This window comes from Binatus sp. (SeqCode), assembly GCF_050013435.1.
GTDB lineage: Bacteria > Desulfobacterota > Binatia > Binatales > Binataceae > Binatus.
On the sequence record NZ_JBEKFG010000014.1, the window covers coordinates 1 to 25,078 of the forward strand.

24 protein-coding genes and 1 tRNA gene are annotated in these 25,078 nt (G+C 61.7%); 13 read left to right on the forward strand and 12 right to left on the reverse strand.

Annotated elements, in window-relative coordinates; genetic code table 11:
• Nucleotides 1-401, reverse strand: a 401-nt coding sequence (locus tag ABSB13_RS04555; RefSeq protein ID WP_428105918.1) for a hypothetical protein, incomplete at its 3' end; no start/stop codon positions are given.
• Between ABSB13_RS04555 and ABSB13_RS04560 the strand changes: the two genes are divergently transcribed.
• On the forward strand, nt 291-2,696 hold the full coding sequence (locus ABSB13_RS04560; RefSeq protein WP_428105917.1) for a cation:proton antiporter: 2,406 nt from the start codon (nt 291-293) through the stop codon (nt 2,694-2,696). The genes ABSB13_RS04555 and ABSB13_RS04560 overlap by 111 nt on opposite strands.
• A gap of 76 nt (nt 2,697-2,772) precedes the next feature.
• Nucleotides 2,773-3,714, forward strand: coding sequence for a protein translocase subunit SecF (gene secF, locus ABSB13_RS04565; RefSeq protein WP_428105843.1), 942 nt, complete (start codon nt 2,773-2,775; stop codon nt 3,712-3,714).
• Between the two features lie 198 nt (nt 3,715-3,912).
• Here secF and ABSB13_RS04570 read toward each other — a convergent pair whose 3' ends face one another.
• Nucleotides 3,913-4,044, reverse strand: coding sequence for a hypothetical protein (locus ABSB13_RS04570; protein WP_428105845.1), 132 nt, complete (start codon nt 4,042-4,044; stop codon nt 3,913-3,915).
• Between the two features lie 616 nt (nt 4,045-4,660).
• On the opposite strand from ABSB13_RS04570, the gene ABSB13_RS04575 reads away from it, so the two are divergent.
• Together ABSB13_RS04575 and ABSB13_RS04580 are read left to right on the forward strand one after the other, a co-directional pair.
• Entirely contained in the window at nt 4,661-5,323 is a 663-nt protein-coding gene (locus ABSB13_RS04575) for a DUF2924 domain-containing protein (protein WP_428105846.1), read from the forward strand.
• Nucleotides 5,310-7,001 carry a recombinase family protein gene (locus ABSB13_RS04580; protein ID WP_428105848.1) on the forward strand — a complete coding sequence of 564 codons (1,692 nt, stop codon included), beginning with the start codon at nt 5,310-5,312 and terminating at the stop codon, nt 6,999-7,001. The genes ABSB13_RS04575 and ABSB13_RS04580 overlap by 14 nt, the downstream gene beginning before the upstream one ends.
• Nucleotides 7,002-7,234: 233 nt before the next feature.
• Here the strand turns inward: ABSB13_RS04580 and ABSB13_RS04585 are convergent.
• A tRNA-Ser gene (locus tag ABSB13_RS04585) sits at nt 7,235-7,326 on the reverse strand.
• A 132-nt stretch (nt 7,327-7,458) separates the two neighbouring features.
• Here ABSB13_RS04585 and ABSB13_RS04590 point away from each other — a divergent pair.
• Nucleotides 7,459-8,166: an enoyl-CoA hydratase/isomerase family protein gene (locus ABSB13_RS04590; RefSeq protein WP_428105849.1), complete on the forward strand. Its 708-nt coding sequence runs from the start codon at nt 7,459-7,461 to the stop codon at nt 8,164-8,166.
• A gap of 34 nt (nt 8,167-8,200) precedes the next feature.
• Here ABSB13_RS04590 and ABSB13_RS04595 read toward each other — a convergent pair whose 3' ends face one another.
• Nucleotides 8,201-9,085, reverse strand: a complete 885-nt coding sequence (locus ABSB13_RS04595) for a VOC family protein (RefSeq protein WP_428105850.1) — start codon at nt 9,083-9,085, stop codon at nt 8,201-8,203.
• A gap of 161 nt (nt 9,086-9,246) precedes the next feature.
• On the opposite strand from ABSB13_RS04595, the gene ABSB13_RS04600 reads away from it, so the two are divergent.
• Entirely contained in the window at nt 9,247-10,527 is a 1,281-nt protein-coding gene (locus ABSB13_RS04600; protein WP_428105852.1) for a M20/M25/M40 family metallo-hydrolase, read from the forward strand.
• A gap of 69 nt (nt 10,528-10,596) precedes the next feature.
• Here ABSB13_RS04600 and ABSB13_RS04605 read toward each other — a convergent pair whose 3' ends face one another.
• The 4 genes from ABSB13_RS04605 to ABSB13_RS04620 all read right to left on the reverse strand — a co-directional run bounded on the left by ABSB13_RS04605 (nt 10,597) and on the right by ABSB13_RS04620 (nt 15,415).
• The gene (locus ABSB13_RS04605; RefSeq protein ID WP_428105853.1) at nt 10,597-12,162 is read right to left on the reverse strand and encodes an outer membrane protein assembly factor BamD; all 1,566 of its coding nucleotides are present in this window, start codon (nt 12,160-12,162) and stop codon (nt 10,597-10,599) included.
• A gap of 93 nt (nt 12,163-12,255) precedes the next feature.
• Nucleotides 12,256-12,909, reverse strand: a complete 654-nt coding sequence (trmB, locus tag ABSB13_RS04610) for a tRNA (guanine(46)-N(7))-methyltransferase TrmB (protein WP_428105855.1) — start codon at nt 12,907-12,909, stop codon at nt 12,256-12,258.
• Between the two features lie 76 nt (nt 12,910-12,985).
• Nucleotides 12,986-14,431, reverse strand: a complete 1,446-nt coding sequence (hpaB, locus tag ABSB13_RS04615) for a 4-hydroxyphenylacetate 3-monooxygenase, oxygenase component (RefSeq protein ID WP_428105857.1) — start codon at nt 14,429-14,431, stop codon at nt 12,986-12,988.
• 87 nt (nt 14,432-14,518) lie between these two features.
• On the reverse strand, nt 14,519-15,415 hold the full coding sequence (locus ABSB13_RS04620) for a DODA-type extradiol aromatic ring-opening family dioxygenase (RefSeq protein ID WP_428105859.1): 897 nt from the start codon (nt 15,413-15,415) through the stop codon (nt 14,519-14,521).
• Between the two features lie 155 nt (nt 15,416-15,570).
• On the opposite strand from ABSB13_RS04620, the gene ABSB13_RS04625 reads away from it, so the two are divergent.
• Nucleotides 15,571-16,224 carry an LON peptidase substrate-binding domain-containing protein gene (locus tag ABSB13_RS04625; protein ID WP_428105861.1) on the forward strand — a complete coding sequence of 218 codons (654 nt, stop codon included), beginning with the start codon at nt 15,571-15,573 and terminating at the stop codon, nt 16,222-16,224.
• Between the two features lie 442 nt (nt 16,225-16,666).
• On the forward strand, nt 16,667-17,107 hold the full coding sequence (locus tag ABSB13_RS04630; RefSeq protein WP_424674151.1) for a hypothetical protein: 441 nt from the start codon (nt 16,667-16,669) through the stop codon (nt 17,105-17,107).
• 167 nt (nt 17,108-17,274) lie between these two features.
• Here the strand turns inward: ABSB13_RS04630 and ABSB13_RS04635 are convergent, their stop codons facing one another.
• The 3 genes from ABSB13_RS04635 to ABSB13_RS04645 all read right to left on the reverse strand — a co-directional run bounded on the left by ABSB13_RS04635 (nt 17,275) and on the right by ABSB13_RS04645 (nt 19,086).
• Entirely contained in the window at nt 17,275-17,631 is a 357-nt protein-coding gene (locus ABSB13_RS04635) for a hypothetical protein (RefSeq protein WP_428105863.1), read from the reverse strand.
• Between the two features lie 120 nt (nt 17,632-17,751).
• Nucleotides 17,752-18,750 carry an MBL fold metallo-hydrolase gene (locus ABSB13_RS04640; RefSeq protein WP_428105864.1) on the reverse strand — a complete coding sequence of 333 codons (999 nt, stop codon included), beginning with the start codon at nt 18,748-18,750 and terminating at the stop codon, nt 17,752-17,754.
• A gap of 123 nt (nt 18,751-18,873) precedes the next feature.
• Nucleotides 18,874-19,086: a dodecin domain-containing protein gene (locus ABSB13_RS04645; protein ID WP_428105866.1), complete on the reverse strand. Its 213-nt coding sequence runs from the start codon at nt 19,084-19,086 to the stop codon at nt 18,874-18,876.
• A gap of 192 nt (nt 19,087-19,278) precedes the next feature.
• Between ABSB13_RS04645 and ABSB13_RS04650 the strand changes: the two genes are divergently transcribed.
• The 5 genes from ABSB13_RS04650 to ABSB13_RS04670 all read left to right on the forward strand — a co-directional run bounded on the left by ABSB13_RS04650 (nt 19,279) and on the right by ABSB13_RS04670 (nt 24,078).
• Nucleotides 19,279-20,349, forward strand: coding sequence for a GNAT family N-acetyltransferase (locus ABSB13_RS04650; protein ID WP_428105868.1), 1,071 nt, complete (start codon nt 19,279-19,281; stop codon nt 20,347-20,349).
• A gap of 213 nt (nt 20,350-20,562) precedes the next feature.
• Nucleotides 20,563-21,240, forward strand: a complete 678-nt coding sequence (locus ABSB13_RS04655) for a phosphoribosylanthranilate isomerase (RefSeq protein WP_428105869.1) — start codon at nt 20,563-20,565, stop codon at nt 21,238-21,240.
• A 14-nt stretch (nt 21,241-21,254) separates the two neighbouring features.
• Complete coding sequence (locus ABSB13_RS04660; protein WP_428105870.1) at nt 21,255-21,587, forward strand: DUF2834 domain-containing protein; 333 nt, start codon at nt 21,255-21,257, stop codon at nt 21,585-21,587.
• Nucleotides 21,588-21,741: 154 nt separating this feature from the next.
• Nucleotides 21,742-22,905, forward strand: a complete 1,164-nt coding sequence (locus tag ABSB13_RS04665; RefSeq protein WP_428105872.1) for an ABC transporter permease — start codon at nt 21,742-21,744, stop codon at nt 22,903-22,905.
• 12 nt (nt 22,906-22,917) lie between these two features.
• Nucleotides 22,918-24,078: an ABC transporter permease gene (locus tag ABSB13_RS04670; protein WP_428105874.1), complete on the forward strand. Its 1,161-nt coding sequence runs from the start codon at nt 22,918-22,920 to the stop codon at nt 24,076-24,078.
• Nucleotides 24,079-24,087: 9 nt separating this feature from the next.
• On the opposite strand, the gene ABSB13_RS04675 is transcribed toward ABSB13_RS04670, so the two are convergent.
• A complete protein-coding gene (locus ABSB13_RS04675) occupies nt 24,088-24,966 on the reverse strand; it encodes an aldo/keto reductase (protein ID WP_428105876.1) in 879 nt (292 codons plus the stop codon).
• Nucleotides 24,967-25,078: the final 112 nt, after the last annotated feature.

A 25,078-nucleotide genomic window follows, 5' to 3' on the forward strand; every position in this document is an offset into this window, starting at 1 on the left:
GGCGCCATCCGCCCCTCGATGCCACTTCGCTGAACCCAATCCTCATGATCACTTCTGTCAGTCACCTCTGCGCAGCAACCTGTGCAGAGCTTCCCTAGCAGGCTGGTGAGGAAAGGGTTTGATTGCTCAGGTTTATCGCGGGCTTGGAGGAAGGGAGTTATAGCCCCGGCCCGAAGCCGTTCGAAAACATGGATCTGCAAGTCATTCTGTTGTTGGTCGCTGGACTGTTGATCGCGGTCGCGCTCACCGCGCCACTGGCTGATCGCCTCGGTTTGTCGCCGACCGTCCTGCTGGCATTGGTCGGCATAGCGATCGGGCTGACGTCGATGTACCTGATGCGCGCTGAAGGCCTCGGCAGGTTCGCTTCGGCGGCGAACGTGATCGTCAATCTGCCGGTTCATCCCGACGCGTTCCTCTACATCTTCTTGCCGATTCTGGTGTTCGACGCCGCGTTGAACATCGAGGTGCGGCGCATGATGGAAGACGCCGCGCCGATTCTGCTGCTGGCGGTCGTGGCGGTGCTGGTTGCCACCGTCGCAATCGGCGCGGCGCTAATCCCGCTGGTGGCGGTTCCAGCCACCGCTTGCTTCATGCTGGGTTCGATCGTGGCCACCACCGATCCGGTCGCGGTGATCGCCATCTTCCGCGATGTCGGCGCGCCGTCGCGCCTGAACCGGCTGGTCGAAGGCGAAAGCCTTCTGAACGACGCCGTCGCCATCACGCTATTCGTAATGTTCATGGGGACCTTGATCGGCGGGCAGCGACTCGGTTTGGGTGCTGCGGCAGTGAGCTTCGTACGTAGCTTCGCGGGCGGCATCGCCGTTGGCTATATTGGCGCACGCCTCATCGCGGGTGTCCTGCGATGGCTGCTCGACATGCGTTTGGCGCAGGTTACGCTCACACTCGCGCTGCCGTATCTCGTTTACATAGTCGCCGAGCGGCAGCTGGGAGTTTCCGGAGTAGTTGCAACGCTGACCTCGGGCCTCGTGATGAGTGCGATGGCGCAGCGGCGCATGTCGCCGTATGACTGGCATTTTCTGCACGAGCTATGGGAGCAGTTGGCATTCTGGGCCAGCTCGTTGATTTTCGTTTTCGCCTCACTGCTCGTTCCGCGGATGCTGTTCAACATAGGTTGGCACGACATGGTGTTGCTCGCCGTGCTGATCGGCGCGGCGATGTTGGCGCGCGCGGTCGTTGTGTTCGGCTTACTTCCTTCGATGGCGACTTTGCACCTGAGCCAGACCGTCAGCAATCGTTTCAAGGCTGTAATTCTTTGGGGCGGTTTGCGCGGCGCACTCACGCTGGTGCTGGCGCTCTCGGTGACTGAGAACACCAAGATCGCGCCGGATGTTCAACGCTTCGTCGCCATCCTAGCGACTGGTTTTGTCCTCTTCACGTTGCTCGTCAATGGCACGACGCTTCGGTTGCTGATTCGTCTTGTTGGCCTCGATCGGCTTTCCACGGTCGACCAGGCGCTGCGCGATCAAGTACTGAGACTGTCACGCGATCGCATTTCAAACACCGTAAAGACGATCGGTACCGACTATGAATTTCCTGACACTCTCATCTCCGATGTGATTCGCAACCGCGTCGTCGCCGAAGCGGACTTGCCCACTGATGGTGCGGCGTTGCGCTCCGGCGATGCCGGCGACTACCAGCTCCTCCTCGGTCTGGCCGCGCTCGCCAGTCACGAGCGCGAGCTCGTGTTGCATCATTTTGGCGAACGAACCATGTCCGGACGCATCGTCGAGGAGATGCTCGCCTTTGTCGGACGGCTGGTCGATCGCATTCGTGCGGGGGACCCGGCTGAGTATCTCCGCACCGCGAGACACATGGTCGATTTCTCGCCGCGGTTTCGATTTGCTCTCTGGGCCCACCGCCATCTCAGGATTGAGGGACCGCTGGTCGATCGCCTCGCGGATCGCTTCGAGTCTCTGTTGGTCCAGCAAATCGTGCTGAAGGAGCTCGAACCTTACATCGAAGAAAAGTTGGTGCCGCTGTTGGGCGAGAAGGTGGCGTCGATGCTGCGCGAGGTGCTGCGCGGCCGTCACGAAATGACCGGCGCGGCGCTGGAAGCATTGCGCCAGCAGTATCCCGCGTATGCCGAGGAGCTCGAACGGCGCATCCTGTACAAAACCTGGCTGCGCCGCGAAGACGTGGAATACCGCACCCTGTTCGAAGACGGCGTGATTGGTCCCGAGCTGTATAGCGCCCTGCGCCGTGAGGTTAAGCTCACCCGAACCGAGGTCGAGGTGCGGCCGCGTCTCGATCTCGGTCTTGAGGCCCGGCAGCTCATTTCCAAGGTGCCGATATTTGCCAAGCTCACCAAGGTGCAGCTCGATACCATCGCGCGCCTGTTGCGGCCGCGGTTCGCAGTTCCCGGCGAGCAGCTCATTCGTGACGGCGACCACGCCGACGCGATGTACTTCATCTCATCGGGCAGCGTGGAGGTCGAAGTGGTGGGTCAGAAGATCCGGCTGAACCCCGGCGACTTCTTCGGCGAGATGGGGCTCGTTACCGGCCAGCGCCGCCAGGGAGATGTCCACTCGCGCGGCTACTGTCAGCTCCTGGTACTAAGAGAGGTGGACTTCAAGAATCTCTTGCGAAGCGATCACGAAATCCAAATGCAAATCGCCACGGTGGCAAGCGCCCGCATCATGATGAACCAGCGCGCGAGTGGCGTGAGATCGGAATAGGGTGCGTGATGAAATTCCGCGCAGCCGCGAGTTGACCATGCTTGTGCACGTAACCGCGAAAAGCTAAACAGGGCCGATGTCTTTACAGCTCATCCGTCCCGATATCAATCTCGACTTCGTCGGCAAGCGTTATTTCTTCGTCGCGCTCTCGACCTTGATCAACATAGGGGCGATCGTGCTGCTCTTCACCCGCGGCCTCAACTATGGCGTCGATTTTGCCGGCGGCAGCGTCGCGCAAATCGAGTTCACCGCCCGCACCAACGGCGACGCGATTCGCAAGGCGCTCGCGCCGCTCGATCTCGGCGAAGTCACGGTCCAGGACTTCGGCAAGGCCGGCCAGTCTTTCCTCGCCCGCTTCCAGGCGGTCAAGAACATCGGCAGCCTCGGGCCCAAGCTCGGCACCGCGCTCGACAAAGCCTACGGGCCCAACGTCGCGAAGGTGGTGCGGGTCGAGAGCGTCGGCGCCAAGGTCGGCAGCGACCTGCGCCGTAAGGGTTTTGCCGCGGTTATCATCGCAACCATCTTCATGGGCGCGTACATCGCGTTCCAGTTCCGCCACGTGAGCTGGAGTTTCGGCGCAGGCACTGTGATCGCGCTCGTCCACGACGTGCTGGTCGTGATGTGCGCGCTCGTGATCAGCCAGTACCAGTTCGACCTGACCACGCTTGCCGCGGTGCTGACCGTTATCGGTTACTCAGTCCATGACACTGTCATCGTTTCGGACCGTATCCGCGAGGATTCGGCCAAGAGGCGGCGCGAGCCGATCGCATCGATCATGAATCGCGCGATCAACGAGACTCTCTCGCGCACCATTCTGACTTCGGGCACCGCAATCACCGTGCTGATCTCGCTGCTCGCGTTCGGCGGGCCGATCCTGCGCCCGTCGGCGTTCACGCTGCTGATCGGTTTCATCACTGGCACCTATTCCTCGATCTATATCGCCGGCCCGGTGGTGCTGTTCTGGGAGGGCAGTTCCGGCCGCACTCGCAGCGGAGCAGGTTCCTCGCGCTCCACCTAATCTTTTGTTTTTGTGTCATTCTGAGCGAAGGTTGCTGTGATTGAGCCGAAGCCCTGAGTGCTGCCGAAGGGGAAGAATCTCGACGGACGCCCCTGCGGCCGGGGAATTTGGACGGCATTCACTTTGCCCATAACGTTGAAAACCGGCCGCGGCATCTACGCGATCGCGAGTAGTGCGCCTCTTGAGCGCGCCGCCGGCTCAGTCGTATGCGTCGAAGCCGCGCCGTTTGTCGTCGGGCCGGGGCAGGATCCAATCGATCATCAGGATCCGATCGATCATATAGACGTCGAAGCCCTGTTTGACCAGGCGCGGGCACCTGTCGCTGCTCATAATGCCGTGTGGTGCATAATCGTTGGAGTTTATCCACCGGCCGCCTTAGCGTGGCCGCCATGCTCACGATCCTGCCTGCAATGGCCTCTCTGGTCTCCTTCCGGTTTCGCTAATCCTCGCACCGGAATCGAGCGCAGAACGAGAAAGGGACCGAACCCTTTCGAGTCCGGTCCCTATTTCGCATCGTGACCGCTACTTCTTGACCTTCGACTTCTTCCCCCGTGCCGCCGATCCGTAGCGTCTGCTGAAACATTTTCGGCATCGGCGATCCCGCCGCTTGATGAAACTTGGGGCCAGGTCGTCGCTCCCGCAATAGCGGCAAACCAGCTTGTTTGATTTCGACTTACTACCCATCTCCTTCCGCAGCGGCCGTGCAGGCTTGGCCTTTCTCGGGGCAGAGTTCTTGCGGACCGCCTTCTTACGGACCGACCGCGCCGCGTCCATCTGATCCTGCTCGGCTGGGGATGGGGAGCGTCCGATCGGTAGTTTATGCCCGCTTCCGTTCGCCAATTTCGCGTGTTCCATTTGGTCTAAACTCCTAAGCCGTAAAGGGCTCGACGGGATGTTCGCTCTGTTCCATGCATGAAGCGAGTGATTCGGGGCGATTGGAAGGCGAATGGGACTGGCGAAATCGCAGCAGAGAAAACGAGGCCCGAATTCAGCCCCAGGGCGTAAAATCTCTAAAGATTTCGCTGGCTTAGCCTGTTCAAAACGACTGGACTTCCTGCGCGGGCTGAGCGCACATGGAGACCGAAAGGAGGTCTCAATGACGCAGACCAATTCAGCAGGCCGCGGCACAAGGCGGCACACCTACGGCGGCAATCTGGAGGATCTGGCGCGGGAAGTCGGGAGCCTTTCCACGCTTGGCTCGAAGGCGCTGAAGGGTAAGTGGCGGATTCTGTACGGCATTGAACCGCCGCGCCAAATCAGCCGGGCGTTCATGCTCCGGGCGCTCGCTTACCGGATTCAGGAAAAATCGTTTGGAGGCATCAAACCGGCGACCCGCCGGCTACTGATACAGTCCGCCCATGATGGCGCTAACGGGTCAGCTTTGGCCGCGGCGCCGTCACGCACCGTGAAGCCCGGCGCAGTGCTGGTGCGCGAATGGCGCGGTATCAGCCATCAGGTAAGCGTTCTCGAAAAGGGATTTCGTTTCCGCGGCAGGCACTATCGTTCGCTCTCGGAAGTCGCGCGCGAGATTACCGGAACTCGATGGTCGGGGCCGCTGTTCTTCGGCCTCAAGCGATCGCAAGAGGAGTTGCGCAATGGAACACGCTAAGTCGCGAACGCGCCGCTGCGCGATCTATACGCGCAAGTCCTCTGAAGAAGGCCTTGAACAGGACTTCAACTCACTGCATGCGCAACGCGAAGCGTGCGAGGCGTTCATCAAGAGCCAGACGGGCGAGGGCTGGCGGTTCGTCAAAACCGCCTACGATGATGGTGGCCTTTCGGGCGGCACAATGGAGCGCCCCGCCCTCCAGCGCCTGTTGGAAGATATCCGGCGAAGACTCGTCGACGTGGTGGTCGTGTACAAAGTCGATCGCCTGACCCGCTCGCTTGCTGACTTCGCCAAGATGGTCGAGGTGTTCGACGCGCACGGCGTATCGTTCGTCTCGATCACGCAGCAGTTCAACACCACCACCTCGATGGGCCGACTTACTCTGAACGTCCTGCTGTCATTCGCGCAATTCGAGCGTGAGGTAACGGGCGAGCGGATTCGTGACAAGATCGCCGCCTCCAAGCGCAAGGGAATGTGGATGGGCGGGGTGACGCCGCTGGGCTACGACATCCGCGAGCGCCGACTGGTAGTCAATCGGGCCGAAGCCACGACCGTGAAACACATCTATGAGCGATATCTCGAACTCGGTTCCGTCCGGCTGCTGAGAGGCGATCTGGAGCGCCGCAGGATCATCTCCAAAGTCCGGGTGTCGAAAAACGGCGTGCGATCGGGAGGCCGGCAATTTTCGCGCGGTGCTCTTTACGAGCTGCTGTCGAACCCGATCTACCTCGGCGAAATCCGTCACAAGAAGGAACGCCATCCGGGGCAGCACAAGCCGATAGTGGGCCGCGAGCTCTGGGAAAAGGTCCAGCGGCACCTGCGCGATCAGGCCGCCACGCATCGCAAACGCCCGACCAAGGCACCACCCAGCCCGCTTGCGGGAAAACTGTTCGACGAGAACTCCGAGCCCCTATATGTGCAAGGCGCGGTAAAAGGCGCGCGCCATTATCGCTACTACGTCTCGCGGGATCTGGTGAGGGGCTCCGCAGAATATACTGACCGGCGCGGGTGGCGCGTAGCTGCACCGGAGCTTGAGCGAGCCGTTGGCGCTGCGACTCGGCAGATTCTCGGTGATCGAGTGGCGATCGCCGGAGCGATTGAAGAACTCAACATCGATGCGAGCCAACTGCCTTCGATATTCAAGGCCGCCGAGGCTTGGATTCAAAGCCTGCGGTCCGAAGCGGAAGCCGCATCGGTACTGACCCGGCTGATCGAAGGCGTCGGACTCAAGCAGGACGGCATCCAGGTTTCCATCAAATTGCCGATCCCATCCGATGAAGGGCGTGACGTCGCGACTCCGAAGGAACTTGCGCTAGCTCGATTCGTCCCGATGCGGATGAAGCGGCGCGGCGTTGAGATGCGTCTGATCATTGATGGTGACGCCGGACCGGCGGCCCGGATCGATCTGCCACTGCTCAAGGCAACCGCCCGTGCGTATCGATGGTCCAACGATTTGATTTCAGGCCAGGTGCGGTCGATCGGCGAGATCGCCAAGCGAGAACGGCTGACCGGCCGTTACGTGCGACGCGTGATGCGGCTAGCGTTTCTCGCGCCCAGGATTGTCGAGGCGATCGCCGAGGGCCGCCAGCCAGCGGACCTTACCACCCTAGCGATGACCCAAAGAATCGATCTGCCCCCGCTCTGGAGCGCGCAAGAGCGTGCTCTGGATGTTCGATAGCTCACGCCGGCCGAGCTGCCTTTACGCGCCCTAGCTGGGTGCGTCCTGGGTTCCCGCTAGATATCTGCCGGCTCGCAGATGGAACCACCTAAATCGCGAACAGAGAATTTTGCGCCATTTCTGCACTCAGCCGCGGCCGGTGGCATTCTCTGGTTCCACCGCCGCGCGTGAATCGCGCCCCACGCGCCGATTTTACCACTTCTCCAAAAAGTAGGATAACATGCCAGACTGGATGGCGGAGAGGGAGGGATTCGAACCCTCGGTACCGGTTACCCAGTACGCCAGATTAGCAATCTGGTGCCTTCGACCACTCGGCCACCTCTCCGCGCCAGACAGTGAAAAAAGCGATTGTTCAACATCGGTCGCGGCCGCGCAAGCCGGTGAAAAAGCGAAAAAGTCAAAGAGTTGCACCGGAGCATTGCGCCGCAGTAAAGCAACATGAATGGAGCCGAGCCAGATGACAGAGAACTTCCTCGTCGAGCAAGACGGCCCGATCACGACGATCACGTTCAATCGCCCCGAGCGCCGCAATTGCCTCGATGAAGGAGTGATCCTCGATTTCGAGCGCCGTCTGCAAACCGTCCGCGACGATCGCGATTGCCGCGCGCTGATCGTGACCGGAAAGGGCGCCGCCTTTTGCGCCGGCGCGGACAACGCGATGTTCAAGAACCCGGCCGGCGCCGTTGTCGATCCCGCCGAGCGCCGCCGCCGCACGGGCGAGTTCGGCAAACGATGGCCGCGGCTGATAGGCCGGGCGTTCGACGTGCTGGCGCATCTGGATCAGATCACGATTGGCGCGATCAACGGCTACGCAGTCGGCGGCGGATGGTCATTTGCGCTCGCATTCGATTTTGCGATCGCAGTCGAGGGTGCGGAGTTCTGGGTGCCGGAGGTGGATCTCGACGTGCCGTATCGCGGCGCTCCTGCCAGCGTGCTCGCCGCCAGGCTCGGGCCGTGGCGCGCGAAGGAAGCGATCTTGATGTGCCGCCATTACAAGGCCGAGGAATTGCTCGCGATGGGCGCGCTGAACCGGGTCGTCAAACCTGACGCGTTGATGCCGGCGGCCCGGGAGCTGGCAAAAACGATGGCGGCGAAATCGCGCGACGCACTCGCGGCGTCCAAGCGCGATATCAATGCCGTGTTCTTCGGCCACCGCCCTTTCTAAAGCGCGTCAGCAGCCTCACCCTGACGGCGATCGCTCAGTCATCGCGACGGGGGCCGGACTGCATGAACGCAATCGCGACTCCATCGAGCGGCTCGACGATTCGCGCGATCTGTCCACCCTGAATCGCGAGCTTGGGCTGCGTCGCCTGCAAGCCGCCCGCACGCACCGTTGCAACTGCTCGCACGATGTCCGAGCACATCAGCGCAAGCCCCCAGCATCCCGGACGTCCACGCGCCGGTCCCACGATTTCGAGCACGGTCTGCTCGAGCTTGAAAAACGCCTGTCTGGCGCCATTGCCGACTTCACGGATTCGCTTGCATGGGACGCCAATCGCCTCGTGCGCAGCTAGTGCGTCCTCCAGCACCGGAGTCATCACGACGATATGCTCCAGATAGTCGACGCTGTTTGCGTTGCTCCCGCATACCCGGCTGAGCGACTGGCGGCGCGACTCGATGTCAAGAGTGGTTGGAGCGGCAGCAGTAACGACCCCCGGCAATCCGGACGAAAGCATCGCAGCTTCGATGGCAGGCTCCGATAGCCCCGGCAGCAGGATTGATTCTCGAGCGCGGCCCCTCCCCGACTGACGCTCATCCGCAGTGGAGGCGCCCTTTACACCCCAGACCCATCCGACGATGCCGCCGCCATTGTCATTGCTGGTCGCTTCGCGCAAATGCTCAGCTAGCGGCGACTCAGATTCGGCGGAGTGCATCGCGCACAGATCGATTTCCACGGCCCCCGCGGCAATTCGAGCGATACGGATACCGGCGCGGTCGAATTCATTTTCGTGGTTGGCGACGGCGAACCCGGCCCGTCGCCAGTTTTCGCACGACGCCGCCAAATCGCGCACCGCGACGATGACTCTTTCGACACAAATGATGCCCACGATCCGCAACCTTGGTCCGAGGGTATCGTCACTCATTCGCGGATGCCACCGGGAACAGAATACCCGCGGCTACATCTGCAAGGTACTTTCTTTGCGCCGTTCCAGCCGCGATAATCGACGCTCATATACCTACGATTAAACCGTAACAAATTGTAGCTTTATTTGACAATTACAGATTCAAGGAAAGGTTTAGCTCAATGAGAATCTCCTGGCAGGCGATCCGGCAGGAGGCGCTTGATTGTCTGCGCGCGCTGGTCAGGCTCGACACCACCAATCCGCCGGGCAACGAACGAATCGCCGCCGATTACCTGGCGGACGCGCTCGGCGCTCATGGCATCAGTTCCGTGATCCGCGAAGGCGCACCAACCCGGGCTAATCTGGTCGCGCGTTATCCGGGCACCGATTCTTCCGCAGGCGCCCTGCTGCTCGCGTCGCATACCGACGTGGTTCCCGTCGAGCGATCGGGATGGACGCGCGAGCCGTTCAGCGGCGAAATCGTGCAAGGATGCTTATGGGGGCGCGGCTCGCTCGACATGAAATCCAAATGCGCGATGGACCTCGTGATGATGACCGCGATGAAGCGGGCCGGGGCGAAGCCGAATCGTGACGTGATACTGGCGGCGGTCTCGGACGAGGAGGCTGGCTCGGATTTCGGCGCGAAATTTCTCGTCGAGCAGCATCCCGAACTGGTCCGCGCGGATTACGTATTGAACGAGCTCGGCGGCTTCACCGTTCATCTCGGGAACCGTCGCTTCTATCCGATCCAGGTGGCAGAGAAGGGCTTTGTCACGGTCAAGATGAAGGTCACCGCGATGCCGGGGCATGGATCGATGCCGCGCTCGGACACTGCGATCTCCCGAATTTCCGAGTTGATCACCAGGATCGTGAAAACGCCGATGCGCACGAATGTGTCGCCGCTCATGCGCCGGACGCTCGCGGAGTTGGGCGTGCCGATCGAATCGCCCGGGCCGTTGTTCGCGCCGATGCTTGCCAACACGGTCTCGCCGACGATTCTGCGCGCCGGGTACAAGGACAACGTGATTCCCGGCGAGGCGACGATCGTGCTGGACGGCCGCACCCTGCCCGGCGAAGATCCCGAGAGCTTCATGGCCGAGCTGCGCCAGATAGTCGGTCCCGAGCCGACTTTCGAGTTGCTCAAGACCGCACCACCGGCGGAGACGAGTCCTGACACTCCGCTGTTTGAGTTGATCAAGCAGACTGTCGAGGCGGCTGATCCCGGCGCGCGCGCGATTGCCTGGATGATCCCCGGTGCGACTGACAACAAGTTTTATTCGAAGCTCGGGGCCGCGTGTTACGGATTCTCGCCGGTCCAGCTCGATGCGCACATCCCGTTCGGCTCGCTCTATCACGGCAACGACGAGCGAATCCCAGTCGAGGGCTTTTACTGGGGACTGAAGGTTTACGCCGAAGTGGTGCTCAAATTCCTCGGCATCAAATTCGACGAAGTCTTCGCGTGATGCAGGGGTGACCCCTGCACCCAGTGTTAAGGCCGCGCTCCGTTGTCGCGCGCGACCACTGCTGCAGGCTTAGTTCGCGGCGCTGGTCTTCAGGGTTCCCGCCTGCGGCGTAAACGTTACCAGCAGGCGCGGCGGCCCCTCCAGCGGCACGACCGCAAAATGCGCGACCGGCTGCATGTTCAAGGTCACGGTCGTTCCCGACTTACTGCTCGAGACGTTGCAATCCTTGAAAATCGACTTGTCGAACACCAGATGAGTCTGCAGGGCCGAGTCGGGGGTAACGTCCTTGAGCACCACCGTCGCGGTCGAACCACCGGAATTGCTCTGGAGGTTTTTGTCGAAGCTCACGGGCCCGCTGAGTTCAAGAACCACCGACAGCGGCGGATCGTTCGATGACAGCCTGATCGTCTTGAGGGTCGCGGGACCGGCCGTGGGCGGCTCGCTTAACGACAACGGCGCAGACGCCGGCGCGCCCGCGCCCGACTCCATCTGATGCAACGACGGCTCCGGTGCCGAGCTGGCGGCGCCTGTCATCGCGCGCGCCTGGGCGGCGGCGGCGCCCGCTATACTGCCGGTCGGCGCTGGCAGGCCAGGGGCAGGCACCCGCATCATGTTCGGCTCGCCGGGCTTTTGATTGGGAAGATCGGGCTGCGACGCATCGGGCGCATGCATCATGGGCGGTATATCCGGCAATGATGCTCGAGCTCCCGCGGCGGGCGGCGACGATGGCGTGTTGAGGACTGGCAGTCCGTCGGATCCGTATGCCGACCCGCCAGCCGCCGACGCGACATCGGAGCGCTGGCGCACGACTACTTTGTCCGCATTTGAATCATCGGGATTTCCGCCGTAGCCGGTCTCGGCGAGCACCAGTGGAAGCGGATCTTCTTCGGTATCGATTGGCTGGTGGAGCTTGGCCAGCTCGGTCCGGGCTCTTTTGGCGTAGCCGGTGTTCGGGAAATGCTTCTCGACGGCGGCGAAAGCCTGCGCCGCGGAGTATCGCTTGCCTTCCTTCTCCAGCGAGATTCCAAGCTCGAACAACGCGTCCGGAGCGACGGGAGTCTCCGGATATTTCTGCAGCAATTCGGCAAATCGCGACTCCGCCGCGCGAAAGTTCGCGCGCTTGTAGTAATAGTTGCCGACGATCATCTCGTTACGTGCGAGCATCTCCCGGCATACCAGGACCTTCTCGTGCGCCAGCTCGGCGAAGTCGCCTTCCGGAAAGCGCTGTTCCAATTCCTGGAAGCGCTTGAGCGCGGCCACGGTCTTGCCTTGATCCTGGTCCTCGCGCCCAATCTGATCGTAGTAACTCAGCCCGATGTAGTAGGTGACGAGCTCGAGGTTTTTGCTGGTCGGATGCATCCGCTGAAAATCGTCGAGCGCGCCGATCGCTTCGGCGTAATCCTTTTGCTGGTAATGGGCGAGGCCGATTTTCATCTCGGCATCCTCGGCGTACGGACTGAACGGGAACTTATCGATCAAATTCTGATAGTTCTCGATTGCCGCCTTGTACTCCTTGGTCGCGAAATCAAGCTGGCCTTGCGCGTAATAGTTCTCGCCGGTGGGTTTCTGACGCAGACTGCAAGCGGCCGCAGGCAGCAGAGCAAAAGCCACCAATATCAACAGCAATCGTTTCATCTTAGAGACGCCAAAAGGTTAAACAACGCTGTTCAGCATTGCAATCCGAGCCCGAGCCCCGATTCGAGGCATGGCGGCGATAACCGAGCGGCTTCAGGGATTTTTGGACTCGCGCGGCCTGCGGAACGAGGCCGAAAAAACCGGCTTGCCCGCAGCCACGTACTTGCGCGCGAACCCGGTTCGATCCGCGCCGGGCGCGGCCTCGACTGCGCGGATGAATCCGGCCGCGAGCATCATCGGGAAGATCTCGCCCGCGTAATCGCGCACGTCGGTTGCGACGTAGGCGCTTGCGCCCGGCTCGACGGTACGAAACAGACTCGCGACCAGCGTCGGCGTGAACAGCCGATGCTTGACGTGGCGCTCCTTGGGCCAGGGGTCCGGATAGTAGATATGGTACGCGCTCACGCTGCGGTCCGGGAGCATCAGATTGACCAGAGTGCGCGCGTCCATCCGCACGACGCGCAAATTGTCGAGCCCCGCGCGCCCGCATCTCACCGCCAGCACGCGTGTGACCGTCGCGGACAGTTCCACCGCGATAAAGTCGCGCTCGGGAAATTCCGCGGCGCGATCGATAATAAATTCGCCCTTGCCCGCGCCGATCTCGATTTCGACCGGCGCGCGACGGCCGAAAATCGCCGGCGGATCGATCGTGAAAACGCGGTCGTCAGGCGTGATCAGTGCGCGCTGGCCAATTTCGCGTGCCTTGGGATCTCCCCAGATTCGCGCCGCCTTTCGAAGTCTCGCCATCGGGATAGTAGAGCATGACGATACCGCGTCGGCGCCATCCCCCGCCACCCGCGCCGCGGCGAGATGCACCCGCGGTTCAGTCGGGGCGCTTCAGGAAAGCACGCACGCGATCGGCCAGCGGTTTCAGGTCGGTGCTATCGACCAGCGCACTCGCCATCCCGGCCGGATCGCCGAAGAAAAAGCGCTCATAAAGAACTTGCCGGCCGCCGAATGCGCTGCACGCGACCTCCCACGCCAATCTATAAAGCGCGACGCGCTCTTTGGCGGGCGAATCCGCGGCTGCGAAGTAGCGCTCGATATCCGCCACCTCGGCGGGATTTGCGAAGTCGCTCGCCGACGGTGTCGCCATCAGCGAGCTCGAACTGCTCAGCTGGATAATCTCGACCATGCGCGGATACAGCCGCGGAAAAAGATTGCACGCGGTGCCCAGCGGCGCTCGCGCCGGCGTGAACACGCCCCACTGGTCGGGCGCGGCGTCAGCTTCGGCGGAGCGCAAGCACGCGCGCATCGTTTCGGTGGTCGTGATCATCTCGGCCAGCCGCTCGCGAACGCCATGCAATTGCATCTCGTCGCCGTCCTGGGCGATTCGCGCCGCCAGTCCGAGAATGAACTCGCTCTTCGCGACATTTTTCACAACCGCCTGGTGCATCATGTGAACGACCGCGCCGGTTCCCGCATACAGCGCGTTGTATCGCGCCACGTCACCGCACAGGAACACGCGGTCCCACGGGACGAGCACGTTGTCGAACACGACCACCGCGTCCATTTCGTCAAAACGCGACGCGAGCGGATTGTCGAAGCGCGAACCGCCCGCGTCGCAGCTATCGCGGCAGATGAACTTCAGGCCCTTGGCGTTGCACTGGATTGCAAACGACAGCGCGAACGGCTCCGCCGCCGGCTCGGCCTGCAGCACGGTCGAAGGAAGCACGAGGATTTCCTCGGATAGCGGCGCCAGCGTCGCCAGCATCCCGCCGCCGTTGACGATAATGCCGTCGCTGGTTTTTTCGACGAGCTTGAGCGCGGGCTCGGCGCCGGTATGTCCCGTCCATCGGGCGCCACGGCTGGCGCGCGGGTTTGCCATGGTATGCGTGGCGCACCAATCGTGATGGCGCGCTTCGATATAATAATTCCAGATGTTGTCGCCGTAGCGCGCATCACTTTCACTGAAAAAAGAGCGCGCCGCCGCCATCGCCGCGAGGCTCACGTTGAGGTAATCCGGCGTGCGCCCGAGCATCCCGCATCCGAAGTCCGCCCAGGTCTTCATCATCCGCGTTCGCTTGCGCAGGTCGTCGGCGTTTTTCGGAATTATGAACGACATCCCCGCGCGCCCGCCGTCGTCGGTGCGAAACGTCATCGTTTCGGGATGCTCCATCTGCATGTCGTAGAGCGACGCGATCGAGCGCGCACAATTGGCAAACGCGGGATGGGCGGTAACGTCGCCGGCACGTGCGCCACCGATCCAGATTTCCGCGCCGAGCTTTTTCAGCGACGACAGGTAGTTGTTGCCCGAGCGCGCGCCCATCTCAGAGCACCTCGCCGCGCAAGCGCCCCGCCACCGTCGCCGGTCTTCCGTGTGCAGGCTTCAACGCGCACCTCCGGCGCTGTCGCGCTAGGCCGCGGCGCGCTCGGCTCCGCTGATGGCAGGTTGAAAGAAAAAGATTGCCTGGCCGGTTCCGAGCGCGGCCTCGTATTTTCCGAACTGCTCGCCGCGCCAGGTCCAGCCGTCGCCACCCATCGCACCCGCCATCATGATGTAGTGCGAGAAGCGGCCCTCCGGCGAGCAATGCGCGCGGTAGTCGTCGGCGGCGGCCAGCACCGAGTCATGCCGCCCGGCCTTGAACCATTCCATGATTCGTTCGTCGTAAAGTCGATTGGCGGTTGAAGCGATGTCGTCGGGCGACGCCGATGCGCGGTCGAGAATTCGATCGTAGTCCCAGAACTTGTGCGACATTCCGCCCGACGCCACGATCACAACCCGGCGATTCGATTTCCAGATGGCCTGTCCGATTGCGGCGCCGTAAGCCAAATCGTTTTTGACCGACGCCGTTTGACACACGCTGACCGGGAGCACCCGGTGGCGCGCCTCGTGATTGAAATAGTGCATCACGTTGAGCGTGGGATATTGCACCGGCAAGTTGCGATGCGCCGACGCAATCGCGCGAATCCCGCGCGCGCGCGCCTCGACCTCAACTCCGCGCGCAAGCTCAGGGTCGCCCCGGTAATCATATTCGAGGTCATGCTGCAGCGCCGGCAGTTCTTCCGACGTAAACACACCCGACAGCCGCTCATGCGCATTGAGCACGTACTCCAAAGTTGAGAACCAGTGAGTATCGATTAGCAGGAAAGTGTCGAATTCGAGATGACGCAGGCGCTCGCGCTCGAGCTTCAGCATCGCATCGTAAAAGGTCGTCGCGTGACGGCCCAGGTACGCCCGGTGCGCCACCGGATCGGCGCTCATCAGCCAGGGTACGTGCGTGGTGAACACGGCAGCGACGGCCTTACCCATCGTGCTCCTCCTCGAAATCGCGGATCGTCTGCCTGAAACATAGCAAAACCGCGCGCCGGTGGTATCTCCGCCGCGATCGGACCGCGGCCACGCCGCTTTTCCTTGACGCTGGATCGCAACGGCCCTAACCTGACTGACAGGCGCCGACCACAAACGTGGCTGCATTACCCACTATCATTCCAATCTTTCCCTTGCCCAACCTCGTGTTGTTTCCCGGCTTGAGCGTACCTCTACATATTTTCGAGCCGCGTTATCGCGAGATGATCGCCGACGTCGCCGAGCTGCACGGGATGATCGGGATGGCGCTGCTCAAGGGCGATCGGCAACGCGACTACCACGCCTTTCCGGATATTTTCGAGGTCGGATGCGCAGGTAAAATCGGCGGTCTCATCAAGCTTGCCGACGGACGCTACAACCTGGTCCTCGAGGGTGTTTGCGAGTTTCGCATCGTGCGCGAAATTCGCGATCGCTCTTATCGGCAAGCGGAGGTGAATTGGTGTCCGGTTCGGCCCGACGCGCTCGATTGCGACACCGAGACGATGGAAGCGATGCGCGAGATGCTGTTCAGCTATCTTGGCGAGGCCGCGGATGAGGCTTGGCGCGCGATCGTTGATCAACGCGGCCTGCGCGGCGCCGCACTGATCAACTTCCTGTGCTTTCATCTCGACGTCACGCCGCTCGAAAAACAGACGATGCTCGAGGCGCTTACGGATCGTGTTGATTGCCTGCTCGACATACTGACCTTCAAGCTCGAGGAGCGCAGGCGCGGGCCTGCAGGCTCCAGTGGCGGCCCCGACACCGTCCAGTAGCGGTATTGCGCGGAACTGAATTCGTCTTATTTGCCTATCGGGTTCCGGATCCGGCTTCCCATATTCAGTCGAACTTCCTTATGATTCTGGGCTTGAGCGCGTAGCCTGCTTATTGCACTTGAGCGACAAATGATTGACGGTCTGTGGCCAAATCGTAGCGCATGTCGCAAATGAGTCAGCCTATGAGCAGAGGCTCCATAATTCGCATAATGCGGAGCGATTTGCGAAAAAATGGCTGGTACTCTAACTTTCTCAATAGCTGGCAGCCCGAGTTTGCGTTCATGATGCCTTAAGTTGCAAGCGAAATTAGTATTAGGGCACTTGCCTATGAATTCGGCATGATCATTGCGTGTCTTGCTGTCTAACGACCAAAAGTCGCAATCCCGACGCGAGTCGCCTGACTCCGCTAGGTGCAGGCACTGTCGGGTGGGGACAAAGTACAATGGAATGGGAAAACAGCGCTCTCGGAAATCTATTCGTGCCAGACGTTCTGACACCTGAGCAGTTTTACGACAGTCGGCGCGACGACAGTAATATCCGGCCCGTCAAGAAGCTCATGATGGCTATTCTGGAGGACGCCCTTCGATGCTTCCAGAATAACGCCGACGCCAAGGGCGGACCACGCAAGCGTCTGTTCAGCGAGGCCGAACAGTGGCTAATCGGGGAAGGCGGAGAAGGCCCCTTCTCGTTCGAGACGGTCTGCGAAACCCTTGGGATCGAACCGCAATTCCTGCACCGGGGTCTGCGCGAATGGCGGGCTCAGCAGCTGGCGGGCGAGTCCACGCGGCGCTTGGCAAGGCGTTCGCCAGTGGTCCGCAGCGGTCGCATAAGTGCACCCGGACGTCACGGCGTAAAGCGCATGGCGACGGCCCACGCTCGCTAGAAACCTTCCTCCGGCGCGGATTCGCGACGGAGTGAAATACTGAAATAACGCAGAATAGAAAGGCGGCGCCGCATCTCTGACAAGATGCCGCGCCGCCTCGGCTTTTTCATACGGACGCGATCAGACTCGCGCAATTTGCGCGAATCAGCACGCCGTCCCCAGACGTATTACTGCTGGGTCGGAGCCGGAGCACCACCGGTCGAAGGAGCTTTCGCTGCCACCGGGGTTCCCGCGGGCGGAGGAGGCACGTAGCCCTTGGGCTGTGCCTGAACCCATTGCTCGCAAGCAGGAATGTCCTGTTCCTCGATCGATTCCTGCTGCATAATTTGCTGATCCGACCAGCCCTTCTTCTTTAAGTAGTGCACGCCGGGACACTTGACGGACAAGTTGAAATTTCTTGCCGTTGACTCTGTCGGCGCCGCGGAACCGGGTGCCGCGCTGCCGCCGCTGGTGCTTTGGCCCGCGCAACCGGCGACTAACAATGCCAGGCCCGAAGCCAGCACCAATCCGATCTTCCGTTTCATGGCATCCTCCTTCAATCTAGGGACCCCTCCACTAACCGAGCTGACATGGTTATCCGCCGCTCGTTTGAGCAGGGCCAAAATACACCGTCTGGGAAAATTAGCAAACCCCCCGTAATTCGCTCATAACGCCTGGAACACGGTTCGTTCACCCCGCTCCGACCGGCGCGCCCGGCCTTCAAAACAGGCAAATTCCAGGTGCGCAAGGGTCTCGAACGTCGCCGCCATCACGTGGAATAGCGGCCGTTCCTCGCCACCAAATACCTGTTGCGCGACCTCGAACGCCGTCTGCGGCGTCTTGCGCGTCAAATCCAGCATTTCGGCCTCTCGATACCGGTGATGCTCTATCAATTGATTGGCGCGATGACGGTGGTCATGATACACGCCGCCGTGCGCCGGCAATACCAGCTCAACCTCGAACTTCTGGACCTTCAGTTGCGAGTTGAGGAAGTCGCCGAGCGGGTTGGTTCCCGCCGCGTCCGGATAAATACCCACGTGTGGAGTAATTTTGGGCAACAGGTGATCGCCGACGATCATCACTTTCTCTTTGCGGATGTAGATCACGTTGTGACCGGGCGAATGGCCCGGCGTCCAGATCACTTCGAGTTCGCGGTCGCCGATTTTGATTACGTCGTGATCGTCGATGAACCTGTCGGGTTGCGTGACCGGCCCGTACATCGACGTCCCCATCCATGCCGGGCGCATCCCGGTCGGCGCTAATTGCTCGATCGGAAATCCGTGGCGCACGAAAAACGCGCGCGACTCGGGCCGATCGTGAGAACTCGTCTTTCCGAACTCGACCATCCTGCCGGCGCGCTCGGCTTCGAGGCGATGAATGTGCGTCGTGGCATGACTGCGGCGGCGAATCTCGCCCGACGCGCCAAAGTGATCGATATGATGATGCGTGGCGATGATCGCATCGAGATCCTCGATCTTGATCCCGACTTCCGCCATCGCTGCCTCGAGTGCCGCGATGCTCTCGGGCGAGTTCATCCCCGTGTCGACCAGCGCCCATGCGCCGTGACAGTCGAGTAAATAAACGTTGATGATTGTCGGCCGCATCGGCAGCGGCAGAAAGATCTCGTAGATACCCGGATGAACCTCGACTATTTTCGTCGCCATCGACTACTCTGAGCCGCAGGTTGCGCATGACCGGTAAGTCCTTGCGCTCCGCCGCCTTCCTTCGTGGCCGCAGCTCACCGGATCAACCCTCGCGACTGCCATCCGGATGCTCGCGCGAGTTACTCACTCGTGCAGCTCGTCTTTCACCTGGAAAGTCACTTTGACTCGAACCCTCCATCGGACCACTCGGTTGGCCTCGACCATTGCGGCGATGTCCTCGACATGAGCGGTGTGGATGCCTTCGATCGTCACGCCGGCGCGCGAGATTGCCAGTTGCACGGCCTCTTCGACCGAGTTGGCCGAGATACCCGTGAGCTCGATCGTTTTTTCAACCATGACGCTCAGCCGCTCCTGGGGACGCCATTGGCCCGCGATTGTTTGACGTTTCCACTCGCCGGGCGCTACCCTCGCCCCTTCGTAGTGGTTAGCGCACGGACAGAGCGGAAACAAGGCGACATCGCGCCGGCGTGCTATTCGGCACCCTGAATGAAAGCGCGTGATTTGTGAGCGCGTGGGGAGGGTCTCCAGTTGTCAGTTAGAATCGAGTCGCCTTCGGGCGAGGAAGCGCTCACCGAGTTCGTTCTTTTCCAGCATCGGGTTTACGAATACCGCAGCGCGCGATGGGCCGCGATGGTTCCGGTGCAACTGCCGGTCCTGATGGGCGATGGACCGTTCGCCGCCGGGCGCAAGTTCCGGCCCTTCACGGCCCGCGTCGATGGCGAAATCGTTGCGCGTGCCGTCGCCATAATCGACAGCCACTATCAACGCCATTGGAAAGAATCGCTCGGGCATATCGTGATGTTCGAGGCGATGCCCGGCACGCGCGACGCCGTCAAATTGATGATGGACGCGGCCTCTGAGTGGATAAAGGCCAACGGCGCGACTGCCGCGCGCGCCGGCTTCGGATTGCTCGAATTTCCGTTCGTGATCGACGACTACGAGACCCTGCCACCCGACATCGCGCGCCAGAATCCCGCGTACTATCACGCGCTGCTCAAGGACGCGGGATTCGAAACCGAGCAAGGATGGGTTGACTATAAAATTGAGGTGACCCCCGAACTGGTCGCGCGCTACGAAAGCGCACTCGAAGCAAGCCGCCGCGCTGGATTCCAAATCGTCGCGCTGAAGGATTTGCCCGCCGCGCGCCGGCTCCACGATTTCGAACACACCTGGAACACCGCCTTCGCGCGTCATTGGGGCGCGACTCCCTTCACCACCGGCGAACTCGCATTCCTCTTCGAGCTCTTCGCGATGTTCGGCGCGCTCGATACCTCCGTGCTGGCCTATCGCGGCGAACAGCCGGTCGGCGCCCTGATGGTTACTCCGGCCACTCCCGACGGCGCAATTCTCAAGCCCGGCCGCACCCTCGGCGATCACGAGAAACTCAACTTTCTCGGCATCGGCGTGCTCGAGGAGGCACGCGGCCGCGGCGTCAACCTTGCGATGGCCGCGTATGCGTACCTGCACCTGATCCGCGGGGGCGCGAAGTATCTCAGTTACACGCTCGTGCTCGACGACAACTGGCCGTCGCGCCGCACCGCCGAAAAGCTGGGCGCCAAGGTCTGCGCGAACTACGTCACCTATCGCCGCAACTTCTGAGTTTCGGCCTTGCACACCTGGATCGCGCGACGCATCCCGCCCCAACTTGAAATCACGATTTGTAATTTCAAAGCCTGAAATTCCAACTGACCCACTACCAATCTCTCCGGCTTGATTGCGACGACCGGGTGGATTACTTGGAAGTTACGGCTCATCCGAACCAGGGCGCGCGTCAACTTACTGCCGGCACTCAAAAGCGATAACTGCAAGCCGATGGTCGTCCAGATTTACAGCATGACGTCTGTGTCCGACGCGGTCGCAACCGCCGACGCGGGCGCCGATCTGATTGGTCTGGTCGTTGCCGAGCCCGGCGTCGTCGCCGAAGCAATCGGCGCGGAGTTGGCGCGCTCGATTCTTGCCGCGATCCGCCCGCACTCGCGCGGGGTGGCGCTGTCGCTGTCCGATGATCGAGACGAGATTTGCGCGATGGTTGACGCGGTGCGGCCCGACATCCTGCACGTTGCGGCGCGCGAGATCGAGCCCGAAGATTGCGCCTGGATTCGCGGCCGCATCGCGCCCGTCATGCTCCTGCGCGCGATTGCCGTGCGCACTGGTGAAACCCTCACCGAAGCCGACGCGCATCAGGACTGCGTCGATTACCTGATGCTGGATTCGGGCGCCAAGGGCCGTCCATTCGCCGGCGCAACCGGCGAGACTCACGATTGGTCGATCAGCCGCACCGTGGTCGAGCGCTCGCGTATCCCGGTGATCCTCGCCGGCGGACTTTCCGCCGACAACGTCGCCGATGCGATCGCTGCCGTCAGGCCCTGGGGCGTCGATTCATTTACGCACACCGACGTTCCCGGCAATCGCGGGAAAAAGGATCCGGCTCGCGTGCGGGCATTCGTCGCCGCCGCGAAGCGCGCGTTCGCGGAAAATTTGAGAGCCTGAATCCGGAGGACGCGATGAATCGCAAGCAACTCGTACTTTCTGCCGCTATGATCGTTTTACTCGCGCTGGACGCGTACGCAGTTTCCCTCTACGGCTTTGTAGGCTTCTTCCGCATGATCTTCGCGAATTTCGCCGGCTTCACCGCTTTCGTCGATCTCGCAATCGCGCTGGTTCTGATCCTGGTCTGGATGAGCGACGACGCCCGACAGCGTCACGTCTCCGCACTTCCCTATCTCCTGCTCACTCTGGCGCTCGGCAGTGTCGGCCCGCTGCTCTACCTGATTCGCCGTTTCGGCGACCGAACCGATCGCTCCGAGCCGCTGGCGCCACACGCACTCCGCAACTAAACGGCCCGAGACTGCACGCCAGGATTCGCGTCTTCTTAATACTGAGTGCAGGGGTCACCCCTGCCTAGGAACACGCGCGGCGACAGTTTAGAATCCAGACCTTTCCGGACCGGGCAACGGCCGCTCAACCCGCCATGATTTCCCGGGGGGCAAAGTGATCCCGATTCGTTACAACTTGCGCAGCCTGATGGTTCGCCGCGCGACCAGCGTGATGACGGCGTCGGTGGTGGCGTTGGTCGTGATGCTCCTGTTCATCCTGTCGGGCTTCGTCGCGGGCCTGCGCGCGACCGTGATGGGCAACGCGCTCACCGGCAACTGGATCGTGCTAAGCCGCGGCACGACCAACGAGGGCGGCAGCTTCATCTCGCGCGAGCAATACGAGATCATCAAGAGCCGCCCGCAAATCGCGGCCGCTCCCGGCGGCCAGGCGCTCGTCTCGCCCGAGGTGATCACCGGTTTCAATCCGGTCCCCGACGCTGAGCCTCCCAGCGCGATCTTAACGCTGCTTCGCGGCGTCTATCCAATCGCTTACCAGGTCCATCGCGAGATGCGATTGGAAAGCGGGCGCTGGCCAAATCGCGGCACTGCCGAGATGGTCGTCGGCCGCAAGCTGGCGGCGCGTTTTCATAACCTCGCGGTCGGAAGCGATTTCAAATTTGGACGGCGCACTTTCAAAATTGTCGGCATCTTTTCCGATCACGACAGCGCGCGCGAGTCGGAAGTGCTGACCGATCTCGACATCCTGACCCAGGATATCCACGTCGCCAACGGCTTCCAGGTGCTTCACGTCGTCCTCAAGCCCGCCGCGCAGGCCGATTTCGCCAGGTCGCTGACGACCGATTCGCGGGTCAAAGTCGACACGATGTCGGAGCAGGAATTTTACGCGAAACAAACCGGGTTCGTCGATCAGTTGCGCGCGCTCGGCCTCGTCGTCGCGTTGATTCTTGCGATTGGTTCGGTGTTCGGCGCGATGAACACGATGTACTCCGCGGTCGCGCGCCGCACCAGCGAGATCGGCGTGCTGCGAGTGTTGGGCTTCAGCCGGTTCAACGTGCTCGCGAGTTTCGTAATCGAGAGTATCGTGCTCGCGCTCGCCGGCGGCGTGCTCGGTGAGATACTCGGGGTGTTGGTCGCGTACTCGACCGGACTGAGCAGCCAGCTCATGAACGTCGGCGAGTTCATCTTCAGGTTTCGGCTGACCGCGGGCGCGTTCGCGTCGGGAATGATCGCCGCAATTGCGATTGGCGCGCTCGGCGGATTGCTGCCCGCATGGCGCGCTTCGCGCCTCGATCTGGTTGAATCGCTGCGCTCGGTCTAAGCGGGAATCATCGTGTTCAACTGGATCAAATTGGCCGAGCGCAATATGCGCCGAAATTTGCGCCGCACGATTCTGACTATCCTCACCATCGCGATGGCCACCTTCATCTACACCGTCCTGGTGTCGGTGCCGGCTTCGATGGATCGCGTGGTCAAGGACGCGTCCGGCACGCTCCGTCTCATAACCGTCAACAAGACCGCGCCGTGGGAGGATCTGCCCGCGCGCTATTGCGACGACATCAATAAAATGCCAGGCGTCGCCGCGTGCGTCGCGATCACGGGATGGTTCGCGACGTGGCGCGACGTCAGCGAGCCGGTCTTCGGCGTCGGCGCCGGACCCGAGATAGGCGACGTGTTCCCCGACTACGCGTTGAGCAACCAGCAGCGCGAGGCGAGCGCCAAAGAAAAGCGCACCGCCATCGTCGGCGAGATTCTCATGCGCAAATACGGCTGGAAGATCGGCGATACTGTAACCCTGCGCGCCACCGACTCAGACCATATGGAGATGACCTTCATCATCGGCGGCCAGATGGCGTCGAAGCGCTATCCCAACACCTTTCTCATGCGGCGCGACTACCTGATGGCGGCGCGCAAAGCGCACGGGCTGCCCGACCAGGACATCGCCTGGAACATCATCGTCCGCGCCACCAGCGCCGACGCGATGGGCCCGCTCGCCAGACAGATCGACGAGCACTTCGCCAATTCCGACGCCGAAACGCGCACCATGACCGAGAGCGACGCGCTTTCCTCCGGCCTCTCCGCCATCGGCAATATCAGGGCTATCGTGTTCGCGCTATGCCTCGTCGTCTTGCTGACCGTCCTGCTCATCGCCGCCAACTCCACCGTCATGATGGTCCGCGAACAAATCAGCGACGTCGCCGTGATGCGTGCGATCGGCTTCAGCCGCACCACCGTCGCCCTTCTGCTATTCGGCGAATGCGGCGCGATCGGATTTCTCGGCGGAATCGTCGGCGCCGGCGCCGCGCTCTGGATGTTCTCCGGCGGCATCACGCTCGGCGCCGCGCTCGGCGGCAACGGCGCGCTGTGGGTCACTCCCGCGCAAACCCTCAATGCGCTAATCGCCGCGCTAGCCGTCAGTATAGTGAGCGGCGTCGTCCCAATCTTCGAAGCAGCCCGAATCCCGCCCGCGCTCGCCTTCCGCAAGGTCATCTAGTCTGCGCCTTCAGATCGTGTCTAACACGCCGGGGATGAACAGCGGCTCCATCGCATAGCGCGCCACGTCAGCCTCCATCTCCGCACGCGACGGCGCCACCGCTTTCACGCTCGCCGCATCCAGGATTTCGCGCAGGATGGTCGCGTCGCTCGAGGTATTCAGGAACAGTCCCGGCCGGCTCAGAACGAAGTGGACGCTCCTGCGGATCGCGTCGCGATCGCGAAGCGGCTCGTACCAGCTGAATTTCGGGCCGTCGCCATTGGACCATCGCCGCCGCGCAACCGACTTGATCGTTTGCGTCGCGACGCCGCGCTCGCGGCAAACTTTCAACAGCGCCTCGACGTCGGCGCCGTACTGTCCGATGTTCAGCATTGTAAAATTGTATGGAAACAGCACCGAGTCGAATGCGAACCGCTCCAGGCTGCGGCGATGCATCGCGGCAACCTGCGAGCCGTGACCCGTAACTCCGATGAACCGCACCAGCCCCTGGGTGCGCGCCTCGACCAGCGCTTCGAGCGCGCCGTGCGCTCCCAGAGCCGTCTCCCATTCATTCTCGGCGACCAGGTTGTGCATCTGGATCAGGTCCACCTGATCGACCCGCAGCCTCTCCAGCGATCGATGGAGACTCGCGCGCGCGGCTTCATACGTGCGCTCGCCGGTCTTGGTGGCGAGAAAAAACCGCTTGCGATGCTCCCGCATCCACGGACCGATCCGCAATTCCGAATCGCCGTACGACGCCGCCGTGTCGATGTGATTGATGCCGTATTCGAGGATCACCTCGAGCACCCGGTCGGCCTTGTCCTGCTTCATCCCGCCCAACGCGGCGGCACCGAAAATAACCCGCGTGCTCTGATGGCCGGTATTTCCAAATGGATTCGTCTCGATCACGATTCACCTCGGCGAAATTCTTTTAAGGCACCATACTTACCGCTTCACCGAACATTGTTCACGGCAGGGGTGACCCCTGCACCCAATGTTAAGGCCGCGCTCCGTTGTCACG

Excerpts from the sequence above, each read along its gene's own strand:
- secF (WP_428105843.1), top strand. The coding sequence starts at position 2,773 with ATGTCTTTACAGCTCATCCGTCCCGATATCAATCTCGACTTCGTCGGC.
- ABSB13_RS04570 (WP_428105845.1), bottom strand. The coding sequence starts at position 4,044 with ATGAGCAGCGACAGGTGCCCGCGCCTGGTCAAACAGGGCTTCGACGTC.
- ABSB13_RS04575 (WP_428105846.1), top strand. The coding sequence starts at position 4,661 with ATGGGACTGGCGAAATCGCAGCAGAGAAAACGAGGCCCGAATTCAGCC.
- ABSB13_RS04580 (WP_428105848.1), top strand. The coding sequence starts at position 5,310 with ATGGAACACGCTAAGTCGCGAACGCGCCGCTGCGCGATCTATACGCGC.
- ABSB13_RS04590 (WP_428105849.1), top strand. The coding sequence starts at position 7,459 with ATGACAGAGAACTTCCTCGTCGAGCAAGACGGCCCGATCACGACGATC.
- ABSB13_RS04595 (WP_428105850.1), bottom strand. The coding sequence starts at position 9,085 with ATGAGTGACGATACCCTCGGACCAAGGTTGCGGATCGTGGGCATCATT.
- ABSB13_RS04600 (WP_428105852.1), top strand. The coding sequence starts at position 9,247 with ATGAGAATCTCCTGGCAGGCGATCCGGCAGGAGGCGCTTGATTGTCTG.
- ABSB13_RS04605 (WP_428105853.1), bottom strand. The coding sequence starts at position 12,162 with ATGAAACGATTGCTGTTGATATTGGTGGCTTTTGCTCTGCTGCCTGCG.
- trmB (WP_428105855.1), bottom strand. The coding sequence starts at position 12,909 with ATGGCGAGACTTCGAAAGGCGGCGCGAATCTGGGGAGATCCCAAGGCA.
- hpaB (WP_428105857.1), bottom strand. The coding sequence starts at position 14,431 with ATGGGCGCGCGCTCGGGCAACAACTACCTGTCGTCGCTGAAAAAGCTC.
- ABSB13_RS04620 (WP_428105859.1), bottom strand. The coding sequence starts at position 15,415 with ATGGGTAAGGCCGTCGCTGCCGTGTTCACCACGCACGTACCCTGGCTG.
- ABSB13_RS04630 (WP_424674151.1), top strand. The coding sequence starts at position 16,667 with ATGGAATGGGAAAACAGCGCTCTCGGAAATCTATTCGTGCCAGACGTT.
- ABSB13_RS04635 (WP_428105863.1), bottom strand. The coding sequence starts at position 17,631 with ATGAAACGGAAGATCGGATTGGTGCTGGCTTCGGGCCTGGCATTGTTA.
- ABSB13_RS04640 (WP_428105864.1), bottom strand. The coding sequence starts at position 18,750 with ATGGCGACGAAAATAGTCGAGGTTCATCCGGGTATCTACGAGATCTTT.
- ABSB13_RS04645 (WP_428105866.1), bottom strand. The coding sequence starts at position 19,086 with ATGGTTGAAAAAACGATCGAGCTCACGGGTATCTCGGCCAACTCGGTC.
- ABSB13_RS04655 (WP_428105869.1), top strand. The coding sequence starts at position 20,563 with ATGGTCGTCCAGATTTACAGCATGACGTCTGTGTCCGACGCGGTCGCA.
- ABSB13_RS04660 (WP_428105870.1), top strand. The coding sequence starts at position 21,255 with ATGAATCGCAAGCAACTCGTACTTTCTGCCGCTATGATCGTTTTACTC.